This window comes from Propioniciclava coleopterorum (assembly GCF_011393335.1).
Taxonomy (GTDB): domain Bacteria; phylum Actinomycetota; class Actinomycetes; order Propionibacteriales; family Propionibacteriaceae; genus Propioniciclava; species Propioniciclava coleopterorum.
Genome location: NZ_CP049865.1, coordinates 1083368 through 1097957, shown reverse-complemented (window position 1 = coordinate 1097957; position 14590 = coordinate 1083368). Strand labels below are relative to the sequence as shown.

At 73.4% G+C, this 14590-nt stretch carries 11 protein-coding genes, 1 tRNA gene and 1 pseudogene; 7 read left to right on the top strand and 6 right to left on the bottom strand.

Going from position 1 to position 14590, the window contains the following annotated elements; all coding sequences use genetic code 11:
• Positions 1 to 53 precede the first annotated feature (53 nt).
• The gene (locus tag G7070_RS05340) at positions 54 to 1271 is read right to left on the bottom strand and encodes a S1C family serine protease (RefSeq protein ID WP_166232563.1); all 1218 of its coding nucleotides are present in this window, start codon (positions 1269 to 1271) and stop codon (positions 54 to 56) included.
• Between the two features lie 157 nt (positions 1272 to 1428).
• Positions 1429 to 3141, bottom strand: coding sequence for a 3-ketosteroid-delta-1-dehydrogenase (locus G7070_RS05335; RefSeq protein ID WP_166232561.1), 1713 nt, complete (start codon positions 3139 to 3141; stop codon positions 1429 to 1431).
• 140 nt (positions 3142 to 3281) lie between these two features.
• On the opposite strand from G7070_RS05335, the gene G7070_RS05330 reads away from it, so the two are divergent.
• Positions 3282 to 3881, top strand: a complete 600-nt coding sequence (locus G7070_RS05330; RefSeq protein WP_166232559.1) for a TetR/AcrR family transcriptional regulator — start codon at positions 3282 to 3284, stop codon at positions 3879 to 3881.
• An 18-nt stretch (positions 3882 to 3899) separates the two neighbouring features.
• On the opposite strand, the gene G7070_RS05325 is transcribed toward G7070_RS05330, so the two are convergent.
• Positions 3900 to 5063: a S1C family serine protease gene (locus tag G7070_RS05325; RefSeq protein ID WP_166232557.1), complete on the bottom strand. Its 1164-nt coding sequence runs from the start codon at positions 5061 to 5063 to the stop codon at positions 3900 to 3902.
• Between the two features lie 142 nt (positions 5064 to 5205).
• Here G7070_RS05325 and topA point away from each other — a divergent pair.
• Positions 5206 to 7985, top strand: a pseudogene (gene topA / locus G7070_RS05320) (type I DNA topoisomerase).
• Between the two features lie 18 nt (positions 7986 to 8003).
• On the opposite strand, the gene G7070_RS17605 reads toward topA, so the two are convergent.
• The 3 genes from G7070_RS17605 to G7070_RS05310 form a co-directional block, all read right to left on the bottom strand.
• Positions 8004 to 8168 (bottom strand): NUDIX hydrolase, encoded by a 165-nt coding sequence (locus G7070_RS17605; RefSeq protein WP_206079957.1) that lies wholly within the window; start codon positions 8166 to 8168, stop codon positions 8004 to 8006.
• Positions 8169 to 8212: 44 nt separating this feature from the next.
• Positions 8213 to 8398, bottom strand: coding sequence for an NUDIX domain-containing protein (locus G7070_RS17600; protein WP_206079956.1), 186 nt, complete (start codon positions 8396 to 8398; stop codon positions 8213 to 8215).
• Between the two features lie 206 nt (positions 8399 to 8604).
• Positions 8605 to 10089, bottom strand: a complete 1485-nt coding sequence (locus G7070_RS05310; protein WP_166232555.1) for a catalase — start codon at positions 10087 to 10089, stop codon at positions 8605 to 8607.
• Between the two features lie 105 nt (positions 10090 to 10194).
• Here G7070_RS05310 and tmk point away from each other — a divergent pair, with 105 nt between their 5' ends.
• From tmk to G7070_RS05285, 5 genes are all read left to right on the top strand, one after another.
• The gene (gene tmk / locus G7070_RS05305) at positions 10195 to 10917 is read left to right on the top strand and encodes a dTMP kinase (RefSeq protein WP_166232553.1); all 723 of its coding nucleotides are present in this window, start codon (positions 10195 to 10197) and stop codon (positions 10915 to 10917) included.
• Positions 10914 to 12071 (top strand): DNA polymerase III subunit delta', encoded by a 1158-nt coding sequence (locus G7070_RS05300; protein WP_166232551.1) that lies wholly within the window; start codon positions 10914 to 10916, stop codon positions 12069 to 12071. Before tmk ends, G7070_RS05300 begins: the two co-directional genes overlap by 4 nt.
• A 93-nt stretch (positions 12072 to 12164) precedes the next feature.
• Positions 12165 to 13094: a DoxX family protein gene (locus tag G7070_RS05295; RefSeq protein ID WP_166232549.1), complete on the top strand. Its 930-nt coding sequence runs from the start codon at positions 12165 to 12167 to the stop codon at positions 13092 to 13094.
• Between the two features lie 4 nt (positions 13095 to 13098).
• Entirely contained in the window at positions 13099 to 14475 is a 1377-nt protein-coding gene (locus tag G7070_RS05290) for an alpha/beta fold hydrolase (protein ID WP_166232548.1), read from the top strand.
• 31 nt (positions 14476 to 14506) lie between these two features.
• Positions 14507 to 14582, top strand: a tRNA-Thr gene (locus G7070_RS05285).
• Positions 14583 to 14590: the final 8 nt, after the last annotated feature.

Here is a 14590-nt window from a genome sequence, read left to right as displayed (position 1 = left end):
CGTCGAGACCGCCGACGAGGTGCGCGTCCGGCTCACCGGGGGTTCGCGGCCGGTCAGTTCACCGGGCTGGCGCCGAGCGTGAGGGTGGCGCGGTGCTGCGCGCCGTCGGCGTCGACCCAGGTCACCGTGGCCTTCGCGCCCGGATCGAGCCCGTCGAGGATGCCGGACAGGTCGTCCTGCGACGCGACGCGCGTCCCCTGGAGCGAGGTGATGATCGACCCGACGGTGATCCCGGCCTCGGCCGCCGGGCCGCCGGACACGACCGACGCGACCGTCAGCGCGGGGGTGGGCAGGACGCTGACGCCCAGGTACGCGCGGGCGCCCACCTGCACCGAACCCGACTCCCTGCCCGTCCTGATCTGCTGCACGACGCTCAGGGCGTCCGCGATCGGCACGGCGTAGCTGGTCGTGGTGGTCGCCGTGCCCTGGGCCGTGCCGCGCGGCGAGCGGGTCACGGTCTGGCTGCCCGCCGTCGTCATGCCGAGCACCTCGCCCTGGGCGTCGAACATCGGGCCGCCGGAGTCGCCCGGCACCGCGCCGGCGTCGGTGGCGATGACGCCGGTCAGGGTCTCGGTGCCGCCGTTGTCGTTGTTGACGGTGACCTGCTGGTTCAGCGCGGTGACGCTGCCGGGGGCCGCGACGAGCGAGCCGCCGCCGGAGGCGTTGCCCACCGCGGTCAGCGACTGCCCCACGGCCACCTGGTCGGCGTCCGGGGTGATGGTCGCCAGCCCGGAGGCGTCCTTGAGTTGAAGCAGCGCCACGTCGCGGGTGGCGTCGTGGCCCACCACGGTGGCGGCGTAGGTCCGCCCGGTGTCGGCGACCTCGACCTCGACCTGCGTCGAGCCCTGGACCACGTGGTAGTTGGTGAGGACCTGGCCGTCGGGGGTCAGGACCATGCCGGTGCCGGCGGCCTCACCCGAGCCGACCCGGGTCGTGATGAGGACGATCCCCTTGCTCTGCGCGGCCGTGGGGGAGGTCGGGCCGGCCGACGCGGACGCCGCGGAACCGGGGTAGGTCGGATCGGAGGGACCGGCGACCCCCGACCCGGAGGAGCCGGCGACCCCCGACTCGGACGCCGCGCCGCTCGACGCCCCGGTGCCGGGATCGGAGGCGGAGCCGCCCGTGCGCGCGGGGATGAGGACGCCGGAGACGGGCGCCTGCAGGGCGGGCGTCAGCCGGTCGGCGAGACGAGGGGCGAGGGTGGGCACCGCCAGGGCCAGCGCGGTGGCGCCGGCCAGCGCGAGTGCGGTCAGCGAGGTGGTCGTCTTCATGACCACCAGTGGACGCCGCGATCCTGTGGCTCCCCTGTGGGCCGCCTCGTGGTTCGTTGTGAGCCCGGACGCGGACCGCGGCCCGACGCGCGGGGCGTCGGGCCGCGGTGCGGCGGGTGGCGGTCAGGCCGCGACGGCGGTCAGGCCGCGACGGCGGTCAGGCCGCGCGGGCGGCCGCCTTACGCTCGGCGGCGTCCTTGGCGATGATGTAGCCGTAGACCAGTCCCTGCGAGATGGTCGCCCCCGCGCCCGGGTAGGTCTGGCCGAAGATGTTCGCCGCGGCGTTGCCCTGGGCGTACAGGCCGGGGATGGCCTCGCCCTTGGCCGTCATCACGCGGCCCCGGCGGTCGGTCATCACGCCGCCGCAGGTGCCGAGGTCCGACAGCACCATCTTGACCGCGTACACCGTGCCCGAGAGCGGGCGCAGGTTCGGGTTGGGCGCCTGCGTCGGGTCGCCGTAGTACCGGTCGTAGGCCGAGGCGCCGCGCTGGAAGTCCTCGTCGTTCCCGGCGCCCGCGAGCAGGTTGAACCGGCCCACCGTCGAGGCGAGCGCCTCGGCGTCCAGGCCGGTCTTGCGGGCCAGTTCGGCGACGTTGTCGGCCTTGTGGGCGATGCCGGCGTCGTACCAGGCCTGCGGCAGGTCCATGCGCGGGAAGCTGCCCCCGGCGAACACGTACGAGTTGCGGTACTGCTGATCGAAGACGAGCCACATCTCGGTGACCGGCGTGCCCTCCTTCTCCAGCGCCATCAGCTTCTGCCCGAAGCTCATGTAGTCGGTCGACTCGTTGATGAACCGGCGGCCGGACTGGTCGACGATCAGCGAGCCGGGCAGCGAGCGCTCGGCCAGCAGGATCGCGGGCAGGGCGCCCTCCTTGACCGGCGCGACGGCCGGGAACCACCAGGTCTGGTCCATGTTGGCCAGTTCCGCGCCCAGTTCCTGCGTCATGCCGATGATGTCGCCGGTGTTGCCCTCGGCGCCGAGGCTGAGGTCCTGCGTCAGCGACTCGGACTGGTACTGGCGGCGCATCTCCATGTTGTGGTCGAAGCCGCCCGCGGCGAGCACGACGCCCTGGCGGGTCTTGACGGTGACCTCGCGGCCGTCCTGGTTCAGGACGGCGCCGGTGACCGCGCCGTCGGTGGTCAACAGCCGGACCAGCGCGGTGTTGGTCCACACCGGGACGCCCGCGTTCACCAGGCCGGCGAACATGCCGCCGGCGATCGCCTGGCCGCCCGCGCTGAACTCCTTCTTGATGACCAGGCCGTCCATGCCCTGGATGACGCTCTTGACGATCTTCGGGATCGACTTCAGCGGCGTCTTCACCATGAGGTTCATCCACTTGTAGTCGGCGCCGGTCACCGGCATCGGCACCGGGGCCGACATGGTCGCCGGGCGGAAGCGCGGGCGCTCGCTGCCGAGCTGGCGCAGGTCGAACGGCTTGGCCTCGCAGCTGCGGCCGGTGGCGTCGCCGCCCGGCTCCTCCGGGTGGTAGTCGGAGTAGCCCTTGGCCCAGAAGAAGGTCAGCGGGGTGGTGCGCTCCAGCATGTTCACCGTGGCGTCGCCGTAGTCCATGAAGGCCTGCCAGCGCGCCTCGGGGCTGGTGTCGCCGACGACGCTGCTGATGTACTCGCGGCCGCGCTCGGGGGTGTCGATCGCGCCGTCGCGCATCATCGCGGGGTTGGCGGGGATCCAGTAGGCGCCGCCCGAGCGGGCGGTCGAGCCGCCGACGTAGGCCGTCTTCTCGGCGACCAGGACGTCGAGGCCGCGCTCGTGGGCGGCGAGGGCTGTCGCCATGCCGGTGCCGGAGCCGACGACCAGCAGGTCGACGGTGCAGTCCTTGGCGGGGGGCGATACGGGAAGGTTGTCGGCCATGATGGGTGCCTTTCTGGTGAGCGTCCGCGGTCACGTCGGCCGCTCGGAGCGGCCCGTCACCAAAATACTAGCCGATCGGCTAGTAGACTGGCGGAATCCTGACGAGAACGCCGCGACGCGGCCGGGGACGAGGAGGGCGCATGGGACGCGCGGCGGCCGGGGTGGGACGCGAGCGGGTGCTCGAGGCGTCCCTGGATCTGTTCGCGGAGCGGGGTGTGGCCGGCACGTCGCTGCAGATGATCGCCGAGCGGCTCGACCTGACGAAGGCGGCCGTGTACCACCACTTCCGCACCAAGGACGCGATCGTCCTGGAGGTGCTGCGACCCGGGCTCGACGAGCTCGAGGAGGTCGTCCGCGGCGCCTGGCGCGTGTCGGAGCCGGCGCGCCGGGCCGGTGTGGTGGTGCGCGGGCTGGCCGACATCATGGTGGCGCGGCGCCGCCGCTACCAGGTGATGATGGCCGACCCGGCGGTCGCCCCGGTCCTGGCCGGCGACCCGGGGACGGCGCGGACGTTCGCGCGGATGGAGGCCGCCCTGCTGGGGCCCGCCCCCGACCCGGAGCGGCGCCTGGCCGTCGGCCTCTTCCTGGCGGCCCTGGACGCCCCCGCGCGCCCGGCGCTGCGGTTCGACGACGAGCTGAGCGCGGCGACCGTGCACGCCGCCGTCATCGCCCTGGGCGAGCACCTGTTGGGCGCCGACGCGCGCGAGCCGGACGCCGCGGGCGCGGTCGTCCGCGGGTGATGGAGGGCGCGGCGACCCTCAGTTGATGGAGCTCGTGCCGACGGTGACCTGGCCGGTCCGCTCGCGCCCGGCCGCCGTCGTCCAGCCGATCGGGATGGTGCTGCCGGGCTCCACCTTGTCCAGCACGGTCGACAGGTCGGAGCGGCTCGTGATCGCGGTGCCGTTGACCGAGGAGATGGTGTCGCCGCTGCGGATGCCGGCCTTGGCCGCGGGCGTCCCGTCCTCGACGCGGGTCACGACCACCGCCTGCGCGGCGTCGTCGGCGCGCACCACGACCCCCAGGTAGGCCTTGGGGCCGATCACGACGGTGCCCGACTCGTCGCCGGCGCGGATCTGCTCCACGACCTTCATGGCGGCGTCGATCGGCACCGCGTAGACCTGCTTGTCGCGCTCGTCGTTGTCGTCGGAGCCGCCCGCCGTCGTCATGCCGAGCACCTCGCCCTCGGCGTCGAACATGGGCCCGCCGGAGTCGCCCGGCCAGGCGGGGGCGTTGGTCTGGATCAGGCCGCGCAGCCGCACCGGCGGGTCGTTCTCGGACGCGCTGCGCACGGAGATGGAGGTGTTGAGCGCCTGGATGTTGCCGCGGTTCGCGGTCACGTAGCCCTGGCCGTTGGCGTTGCCGGCCGCGACGACGGCGTCCCCGACCGCGACCGGGTCCCGGTCGTGCGCGATGACCTTGAGGTCCTGGGCGCCCTCCAGCTTGAGCAGCGCGACGTCCTTGGTCGCGTCCCGCCCGACGAGCTTGGCCTTGTAGGTGCGTCCGGTCGGGGCCACGGTGGCCGACACCGAGGACGTGGAACGGACCACGTGGTAGTTGGTGAGCACGAAGCCGTCGGGGGTCAGCACCATGCCGGTGCCGGCGACCCCCTCGTTGCCGGTGCGCCCCGCGATCAGCACCAGGCCGCGCTGCACGTCGTCGGTCACGTCGACCGGACCCGTGGTCTGCTGGACCGTCGGCGTCGGGGACGCCGTGGGCGTCGGCGACTGGATCGGAGTGGGGGACAGGCCCGGGAACGGCGCCGCGGGCGGCGTCCGGCCGGCCCACGCGACCGCCGTCGTGCCCAGCACGGCGATCGTGGAGAGCTGCGCCACCGCGGCCAGGACCACGCCGATCACCACGGCCACCAGCGAGGTGGGCCGCGACGCGGGGCGCTTCGGCGCGGCGGGCCAGGGCGAGGTCACGCGGCAAGTCTAGGCAGCGCCGCCGACACCCCGGTGACGGGCGTCGTTGCGGAGACCCGCTAGCATCCCGTTTGGTGGGCTCTTCGCGGAGCCGATCATCGCAGGAGCGGGTCCCGCTCCCGTTCGTCGTAGAAGGCAGATCGTGGCAACAGACACCAAACGCGCACTCGTCATCGTGGAGTCCCCCGGCAAGGTGCGCAGCATCGCGCAGTACCTCGGGGACGGTTACGTGGTCGAGGCGTCCGTCGGTCACGTCCGCGACCTCCCCACCGGCGCCGCCGACATCCCCGCCAAGTACAAGGGGAGAAGTGGGCGCGCACCGGCGTCGACATCGAGAACGGCTTCGAGCCGCTGTACGTCGTGCAGGCGGCCAAGAAGGCCACCATCAAGAAGCTCAAGGACGCGCTCAAGACCGTCGACGAACTCTTCCTCGCCACCGATGAGGACCGCGAGGGCGAGGCCATCGCGTGGCACCTGCTGCAGGAGCTCAAGCCGAAGGTCCCCGTGAAGCGGATGGTCTTCCACGAGATCACCCCCGACGCCATCCGCGCGGCCGTCGCCGCGCCGCGCGACCTCGACATCGACCTCGTCGACGCCCAGGAGACCCGCCGCATCCTCGACCGCCTCTACGGCTACGAGGTCAGCCCGGTCCTGTGGAAGAAGGTCAAGCCGAAGCTGTCCGCGGGCCGCGTCCAGTCGGTCGCCACCCGCCTGATCGTCGACCGCGAGCGCGAGCGGATGGCGTTCGTGTCGGCCTCCTACGCCGACCTCACCGTCACCCTGGACGCCGGCCCCGACGCCGAGCCGTCCGCGTTCACCGCGCGGGTGAGCACCGCCGCCGGCCTCAAGGTCGCCTCGGGCCGCGACTTCAACGCCGCCGGCAAGCTGACCGCCCGCAAGGCGCTGCACCTCGACCTGGAGGGCGCCCGCGCGCTCGCCGACGCCCTCACCGGCGCCGACGTCACCGTCGACTCCGTGGAGGCCAAGCCGTACACGCGCCGCCCCTACCCGCCCTTCCGCACCACCACGCTGCAGCAGGACGCCGGCCGCAAGCTCGGCTTCACCGCACAGCGCACCATGTCGGTGGCCCAGAGCCTGTACGAGGGCGGCCACATCACCTATATGCGTACCGACTCCACGACCCTGTCCGGCTCGGCCATCGCCGCCGCCCGCGCCCAGGTCAAGGAGCTCTACGGCGAGGCCTACCTGCCCGACCGGCCGCGCGCCTACACCTCGAAGGTGAAGAACGCCCAGGAGGCGCACGAGGCGATCCGCCCGGCGGGCGACCGCTTCGTGACGCCCAAGGCGTCCGGGCTGCACGGCGACGAGTTCCGGCTCTACGACCTGATCTGGAAGCGGACGGTCGCGTCCCAGATGAAGGACGCCGAGGGGCAGACCGTCTCGATCGCCATGACCGCCGCGCTGGGCGCCCCGCTCGACGTCGCGCACGCCACGACCGGCGAGATCGTCGGGGTCGAGCAGGCCGGACTCACGGCGTCCGGTCGTACCATCACGTTCCCGGGCTTCCTGCGCGCCTACGTGCAGGGCACCGAGGAGGGCGACGCGTCCGACGACGACACCGCGCAGCTGCCCGCGCTGTCCTCGGGTGATCACCTGGCCGTCGCCGGCGTGGAGGCCGAGGGGCACGCCACCCGGCCGCCGGCGCGCTACACCGAGCCGTCGCTGGTCGCCAAGCTCGAAGAGCTCGAGATCGGGCGCCCGTCGACGTACGCGTCCATCATCCGCACCATCACCACGCGCGACTACGTGTTCAAGAAGGGGTCGGCCCTGGTGCCGACCTGGCTCGCGTTCGCGGTGACCCGCCTGCTGGAGGAGCACTTCCCGCGCCTGGTGGACTACCAGTTCACCGCCGAGATGGAGGACATCCTCGACGAGATCGCCAAGGGTTCGGCCGACCGGATCCAGACGCTGAAGGACTTCTACTTCGGCACCGAGGGCGAGGGCGCCGACGGCTACGAGGGGCTGCAGTCCCTGGTCGAGGACCTGGGCGACATCGACGCCCGCGTCATGTCGACCTTCCACCCGGTCGCCGGGCAGGAGTCCGGCATCGCCGTCCGGGTGGGCCGCTACGGCACCTACCTGGAGGACGCCGACGGCAATCGCGCCAACGTGGAGGACGACCTGCCGCCCGACGAGCTGACCGTCGAGAAGGCGCAGGAGCTGCTGGCGACCCCGGCGGGCGCGGAGAAGGAACTCGGCCTCGACCCGAACACCGGGACCATGCTGGTCGCGAAGAACGGCCGCTTCGGCCCCTACGTCACCGAAGTGCTGCCCGAGGACGCCCCCAAGAGCGCCAAGCCGCGCACCGGATCGCTGTTCAAGGACATGACCCTCGACGGCGTCACGCTGGAGCAGGCGCTGCAGTTGCTGAGCCTGCCGCGCGTGGTCGGGGTGAGCACCGACGGCGAGGAGATCACCGCCCAGAACGGCCGCTATGGGCCGTACCTGAAGAAGGGCACCGACTCCCGCTCGCTGACCACCGAGTCGGAGCTGTTCACCATCACCCTGGAGCAGGCCCAGGCGATCTACGACCAGCCCAAGCAGCGCGGACGCCGCGCCGCCGCTGGCCCGCTGAAGGAACTCGGCGCCGACCCCGCCTCGGGCAAGCCCGTCGTGGTGAAGGACGGCCGCTTCGGCCCCTACGTCACCGACGGCGAGTTCAACGCCACGCTGCGCAAGTCCGACTCGGTCGAGGAGATCACCCTCGAACGGGCCGCCGAACTGCTGGCCGAGAAGCGCGCGAAGGGCCCGGCCCCCAAGAAGACCACGACGCGTCGGACCACCACGGCCAAGACGGCGGCCAAGAAGCCCGCCGCCAAGACGACGGCCAAGAAGCCCGCCGCCAAGACGACGGCCGCGAAGAAGCCCGCCACCCGCAAGGCGCCCGCCAAGAAGGACTGATCCTGCGCGGACTCCGGGTCAGCCCACCAGCGCCGGGATCACGTGCTCGATCAGCATCGGCGACAGCCGGGGCGCGTGCACGGCGTCCGGGGTGAGCGGCAGCCAGCGGAGTTCCTCGATCTCCGCGGACGCCGTCGGCTCGCCGACCAGCGGCGCGGTGAACACGTCGGAGGTGATGAGCATCCCCGGCTCGTTCGCGGCGCCGGCGGTCCAGTGGCCCAGCAGGCTCAGCTGATCCGGGGCAGCGTCAGTCCGATCTCCTCGCGGACCTCGCGGACGGCCGCCTCCGCGTGGGTCTCGCCGGGTTCGACCTTGCCGCCGGGGAGCATGAACGCCCGCGTGCCGCGCTTGCGGACCAGCAGCAGGTCGCCGGCGGGGTTGCGGAAGGTCACGGACACGACGAACAAGGGCACCCGCAGACCCTACCGTCGTCGCGACGGGCGCCCGGCGGAGCCGTGTGACCAGAGATCGGCGGCTCGACGGCGCCCCCACTCCATCACCCTGGTGGGGGCGCCGGGGGCTGCGCTGTCGCGATCGAGACCCGATCCTGGTCGCAGCCCGGACGCAGAACGGGGCCGGCCCCAGTGGGCCGACCCCGCTCGGGTCGCGGCGGACAGGCTCAGCGAGCGTTCACCTTGTCCTCGATGCGGGAACCGACACCCGCGTCGATGGACTTCCAGTACTCCAGCGCCCGGGCCAGCACCTCGCCCGTGACGCCGCCCAGCGCGCCCGTGACGGTGTCGACGAGGCGGTCGCGGGCGGCGTCGTCGAAGACCTCGCGGACCATCGTGCCGGCCTGGCCGAAGTCGTCGTCCTCGGCGTGCAGCGTGTAGGCGGCGCGGACCAGGTCGCCGTCGGCCTCCCAGGACTCGGCCGGGGTGCCCTGCCAGTCGGAGTAGGGGCGGCCGAACGAGTTCGGCGCGTACACCGGGGCGGTGCCCGAGTGGTAGAACGCCATCTGGCCGTCGAACATGTACTGGTTGGCCCGCTCCTGGCCGCCCTCGGTCGCGATCGGCTGGTTCACCGGGAGCTGGTGGAAGTTCGAGCCGATGCGGTGGCGGTGCGCGTCGGCGTAGGCGAACACGCGGCCCAGCAGCATCTTGTCGGGGGAGAACCCGATGCCCGGCACGATGTTGGACGGCGCGAACGCCGCCTGCTCGATCTGGGCGAAGAAGTTGTCCGGGTTCTTGTTGAGCTCCAGCTCGCCCACCTCGATCAGCGGGTAGTCCTCGTGCGACCAGGTCTTGGTCAGGTCGAACGGGTTGAAGCGGTAGGTCTTCGCGTCCTCGTACGGCATGACCTGCACCGACATCGTCCACTTCGGGAAGTCGCCGCGCTCGATCGCCTCGTACAGGTCGCGGCGGTGCGCGTCGGCGTCCTCACCGGCGAGCTTGGCGGCCTCCTCGTTGCTGAGGAACTCCATGCCCTGCTGGGTGTGGAAGTGGTACTTGACCCAGAACCGCTCGCCGGCCGCGTTGACCCACATGTAGGTGTGCGAGCCGTAGCCGTTCATGTGACGCCAGTCCTTCGGCAGCCCGCGGTCGCCCATGAGGTAGGTGACCTGGTGCGCCGACTCCGGCGACAGCGTCCAGAAGTCCCACTGCATCGTGTTGTCGCGCAGGCCGTTGCCGGGAAGGCGCTTCTGGCTGCGGATGAAGTGCGGGAACTTGAGCGGGTCGCGCAGGAAGAAGACCGGGGTGTTGTTGCCGACGAGGTCGTAGTTGCCCTCGGAGGTGTAGAAGCGCAGCGCGAAGCCGCGCACGTCGCGCCAGGTGTCGGGGGAGCCCAGTTCGCCGGCCACGGTCGAGAACCGCAGCAGCGTCTTGGTCTCCGTCCCGGGCTGGAAGACCGCGGCCTTGGTGTACTGCGACACGTCGTGGGTCACCGTGAAGGAGCCGAAGGCGCCGGCGCCCTTGGCGTGCGGGCGACGCTCGACGATGTTCTCGCGGTTGAAGTGGGCCAGGGTCTCGACCAGGTGCACGTCATGCAGGACGAGCGGGCCGTTGGGGCCCACCGACAGCGAGTGGGCGTCGCTCTCGGCGAGCGCACCACCGGCGGTCTGCGACTTGTTCATCGGCTGATCGAAGCTCTGCGGCTGGGTCATGGAGGGATGATCCTTTCCGAACGCGTAACAGGGATGGCGGGGGTGGTCGTGTACTAGGCGAACACCGTCCCGGACGGATCTATTCCTCTGTCACGTCCGCCTAGGATGAACACCGTGCGTGGACTCTTCGTGGTGTTCGAGGGCGGCGACGGCGCGGGCAAGACGACCCAGGCGCGGCTGCTCGCCGAGTGGGTGGCGGCGCAGGGGCGCGAGGTGGTCCTGACCCGCGAGCCCGGCGAGGGGCCGGTGGGGGAGAAGATCCGCGCCATCCTGCTCGACCCCGCCACCGGCGACCTGTCCCCGCGCGCGGAGGCGCTGCTGTACTCGGCCGACCGCGCCCACCACGTCGACGCGACGATCAAGCCCGCCCTCGAGCGCGGCGCGGTCGTCATCTCCGACCGCTACATCGACTCGACGCTGGCCTACCAGGGCGCCGGGCGCGTCCTGGACCTGGCCGACCTGGAACCCATCGCCTGGTGGGCCGCCGATCACCTCGTGCCCGACCTCACGGTCCTGCTCGATCTGGCGCCCCGCGACGGCCTGGCCACCATCAAGGAGCTCGACCGGCTCGAGGCCGCCGGCCACGACTTCCACGACCGCACCCGCGACCACTTCCTGGAGCTGGCCGGCCGCGCGCCCGAGCGCTACCTGATCCTCGACGCCCGCGCGTCCATCACCGAGATCCAGGCGGCGATCCGGGACCGCCTCGCGGGCCTGCTCGCGCCCGAGCCGGCGGACGCCGAGGGCCCCGAGGTCGGACGCCGCGGCGTCCTGCGGGCGCTGCTCGACCCGCAGGTGTCGGACGCCGACGGCACACTGGCCCCATGACCGAAACGCCGCCCGCCGGGACGGGCGTCTGGGCCGAGCTCGTCGGGCAGGACCGCGCCGTCGAGACCCTGCGCCGCGCCGTCCGCGGCGAGAAGAACGCCATGACGCACGCGTGGCTGCTGACGGGCCCGCCCGGCTCGGGGCGCTCGAACGCCGCCCGCGCCTTCGCGGCCGCCCTGCAGTGCGAGCGCGGCGGCTGCGGCACGTGCAACGCCTGCCGCACGTCGCTGTCCGGCGCGCACCCCGACGTGACGCTGCTGCGCACCGAGCAGCTGAGCATCGGCGTCGACGAAGTGCGCGACCTCGTCCGCCGGGCCGCCATGACGCCGACCGTGGGCCGGCACCAGGTCATCGTCGTCGAGGACGCCGACCGCGTCACCGAGCGCGGCGCCGACGCGCTGCTCAAGGCGGTCGAGGAGCCGGCGCCCCGCACCGTGTGGCTGCTGTGCGCCCCCACCCCGCAGGACGTGGTCGTGACCATCCGCTCGCGCAGCCGCAACGTGTCGCTCACCACCCCCGGCGAGGCGGCGATCGCCGAACTGCTGCGGACGCGCGACGGCGTCCCGTCGGAGATGGCCGCGCACGCCGCCCGCGTCGCGCAGGGCCACATCGGGCGCGCCCGCGCGATCGCGCGCAGCGAGGAGGCCCGCCGCCGGCGCGCCGAGATCCTGCGGATCCCCGCGCAACTCCTCACGCTCGGCAACTGCCTGCAGGCCGCGGCGAACCTCGTGGAGGCGGCCGGCGCCGAGGCCGCCGAGGCGACCGCGGAGCTCGACGTCAAGGAGCGCGCCGAACTCTCCGAGGCGCTCGGCGTCGGGACCAAGGGGGCGCGTCCGCGGCACGCCCAGGCGGCGCTGCGGGACCTGGAGGACCAGCAGAAGGCCCGCGCGAAGCGCATCCAGCGCGACGCCCTGGACCGGGTGCTGAGCGAGCTGACCAGCTACTACCGCGACGTGTTCGCCGTGCAGACCGCCGCGACGACCCGCCTGGTCAACGCCGACGTCGAGCCGGACATCGCTTCGATCGCCAAGCGCACCACGCCCGAGCGCACCATCGCCAGCCTGGACGCCATCCTGGCGGCGCGGGAGGCGCTCGAGACCAACGTGGCGCCGCTGCTCGCGATGGAGGCCCTCATGATCGGTCTGCACGCCTAACCGCGCCGCGCCGGTGTCGCTGCGGCCCAATCCGGCCCCGCTTTGCGACGATGGTCGAGACTGTTTCTTCTTCCGAAGGCAAAGGACTTCCCCATGGCCGAGAATCGCAGCGACGAGCACCCCGGCGACGACTGGGACGCCGCGACCGACGCCCGCCCCACCGTGCCCACGGACGCCGACCCCGACGCCACCGTCGTCCACGACGAGGGCCTCTACCGCGACGGCGCCGCCGAGCCGGGTCTCACGGAGTCGGGACGCACCGAGCCGGACGCCGTGGCCGAAGCGCCCGCCGCGCCCGAGGCCGACGCGCGCACCGAACTCCGCCGCGAGCCGACGCAGCCCGCGCCCGGCGGCGATTGGGCCCCCGGCTCCAACCGCGCCTTCGCGTCGCAGGACGCCGCGGTGACCGCCGAGCACGACCGCCTCGTCGCGGAGCGGGCGGCGCGCCGGCAGCAGCGTCTCGAGGCGCTGGCGCCCAAGCCGGAGCCCGAGCCGACGCCCGTGGCGGCCGCGCCGGTCGTGGGCGGCACCGTCCGCGGTGCGGCGCAGCCGGCCCCGACGCCGACCCGCACCGAGACCGTCAAGGTCGTGCAGCGCACCAACGACAAGTTCCTGGGGTCGCTGGGGCTGTTCCTGCTGCGCCTCGTCGTCGCGGCCATCATGGGCATCCACGGCGCCAACAAGCTGCTGAACCTGCCCGCCGCCACCGAGATGCTGCAGAACACGATCCTGCCCTCGCCCGGCATCCTCGCGATCGTCATCGGCGCGGCCGAGATCGCGATCGCGATCGCGCTGGTCTTCGGCCTCCTCACCCGGGTCGCGGGCCTGGGCGTCGCGCTCGTCGCCGGCGGCGCGCTGGCGTTCGTGCAGTGGGGGCCGTGGAGCCCCTTCCAGCCCGGCGGGTCCGGCTTCAACGGCGAACTCGAGCTGCTGCTCGTCGCCGTCGGCATCCTGTTCCTGCTCGTGGGCGGCGGCGGCTGGTCGATCGACCGCGGCTTCCGCTCCCGCAAGACCGTCGACTGACACCGTGCACCGCAGGGGCCGCCACGCCGCAGGGGTGGCGGCCCTCGTGCTGCTCGGGGGCTGCACCGCGCCGTCCCCGCCCGCGCCCGCGGCGAACGGCCCGGCCTGGCGAGACTGCGCCTTCGGCCGCTGCACCGAGGTCGCCGTGCCCGTCGATCCCCTCGCCCCGGACGGGCGCCGGATCACGCTGGCGGTCGCGATGCGCCCGGCGAGCGCCCCGCGCGCCGGGGCGATCTTCGTCCACCCGGGCGGGCCCGGGGTGTCGGGACGCGAGCGGTTGGCGTCCGTGGACCGCAGCGGCCTGGAGGCCTACGACCTGATCGCGTGGGACCCGCGCGGTGTCGGCGGGTCGAGGCCGTTCGCCTGCCTCGACGGCCCGGACGCCGACGCGTTCCTCGCCCATGACCTGAGCCTCGCCGACGCCGAGGCCGACACCCCGGCCTGGCGGCGCGCGCGGGCGGAGGCGGCGGCCTTCGGCGCCGCGTGCCGTGCGGACGCGGGCGACCTCGTCGATCACCTGGACGCCGCGACGCAGGCGGCCGACCTCGAGGCGTTGCGTGCCCGCCTGACCGGCGAGCCGCTGCGCTTCCTCGGCTTCTCCGAGGGCGGCCGCGTCGGCGCGGCCTACGCCGAGGCCCACGGGGAGCAGGTCGCCGCGATGGTGCTGGACTCCCCGCCCGACGTGAACCCGCCCACGGCGCCGCAGGCGGCGGGGTTCGACGCGGCGCTCGCCCGCGCCGGGCTGGCCGGCCGGGCGGCCGCCGTCCTGGCCAGGACGGCGAGCGACCCGCCGGCCGTGGGGGAGCGCGCGCTCACCCGCCCGCTCGCCGCCGCCGGCATGGTGGCGCTGACCTACGCGGGCGACACGACGGTGCTCGCGGACGCGCTCGCCGCCGCGGAGGCCGGCGACGGCGCCCCGCTGCTCGACGCGGCGGACGGGCTCGCGGGGCGGCGTCCGGACGGGAGCTACGGGCCCCTGCTCGGCACCTTCCGCGCGACCACGTGCGCGGACACCCCGTGGCGGGACGAGGCGTCGGCGGTAGCCGCCTGGCGGGAGGCGGCGACGGCGGCGCCGACGCTGGGGGAGGCGCTGGGCCCCGACCTCGTCTGCGTCGGCTTCCCCGCGCCGGCCGCGCCGCTGACGGTGGCCGGGTCGGCCGTGCGGGTGCCGATCCTCGTGCTCGCGAGCACGGGCGATCCGGCGACGCCCCACGCGGGCTCCGAAGCGCTGGCCGACGACCTGGCGACCGGCGTGCTGATCACCCGGGAGGGGAAGGGGCACGGGGCGCTGGGCCGCGGCGCCGCCTGCGTGGATGAGGCCGCTCGCGCGGCGCTGACCGCGGGCGACTCCCGTTTCGACGTGGGGCCCCGGCGTTGCTAGAGTGATGCCTCGGTCCTGCCCGTCGGGACGCGCCACCTTAGCTCAGTTGGTAGAGCGACGCTCTCGTAAAGCGTAGGTCAGCGGTTCGAATCCGCTAGGTGGCTCCAGCACCTCT

What these genes read in the sequence shown, in the direction of transcription:
- G7070_RS05310 (WP_166232555.1), bottom strand. Translation starts at nt 10,089, where the DNA reads ATGACCCAGCCGCAGAGCTTCGATCAGCCGATGAACAAGTCGCAGACC.
- G7070_RS05335 (WP_166232561.1), bottom strand. Translation starts at nt 3,141, where the DNA reads ATGGCCGACAACCTTCCCGTATCGCCCCCCGCCAAGGACTGCACCGTC.
- G7070_RS17605 (WP_206079957.1), bottom strand. Translation starts at nt 8,168, where the DNA reads ATGCTCATCACCTCCGACGTGTTCACCGCGCCGCTGGTCGGCGAGCCG.
- G7070_RS05300 (WP_166232551.1), top strand. Translation starts at nt 10,914, where the DNA reads ATGACCGAAACGCCGCCCGCCGGGACGGGCGTCTGGGCCGAGCTCGTC.
- G7070_RS05340 (WP_166232563.1), bottom strand. Translation starts at nt 1,271, where the DNA reads ATGAAGACGACCACCTCGCTGACCGCACTCGCGCTGGCCGGCGCCACC.
- G7070_RS05295 (WP_166232549.1), top strand. Translation starts at nt 12,165, where the DNA reads ATGGCCGAGAATCGCAGCGACGAGCACCCCGGCGACGACTGGGACGCC.
- tmk (WP_166232553.1), top strand. Translation starts at nt 10,195, where the DNA reads ATGAACACCGTGCGTGGACTCTTCGTGGTGTTCGAGGGCGGCGACGGC.
- G7070_RS05330 (WP_166232559.1), top strand. Translation starts at nt 3,282, where the DNA reads ATGGGACGCGCGGCGGCCGGGGTGGGACGCGAGCGGGTGCTCGAGGCG.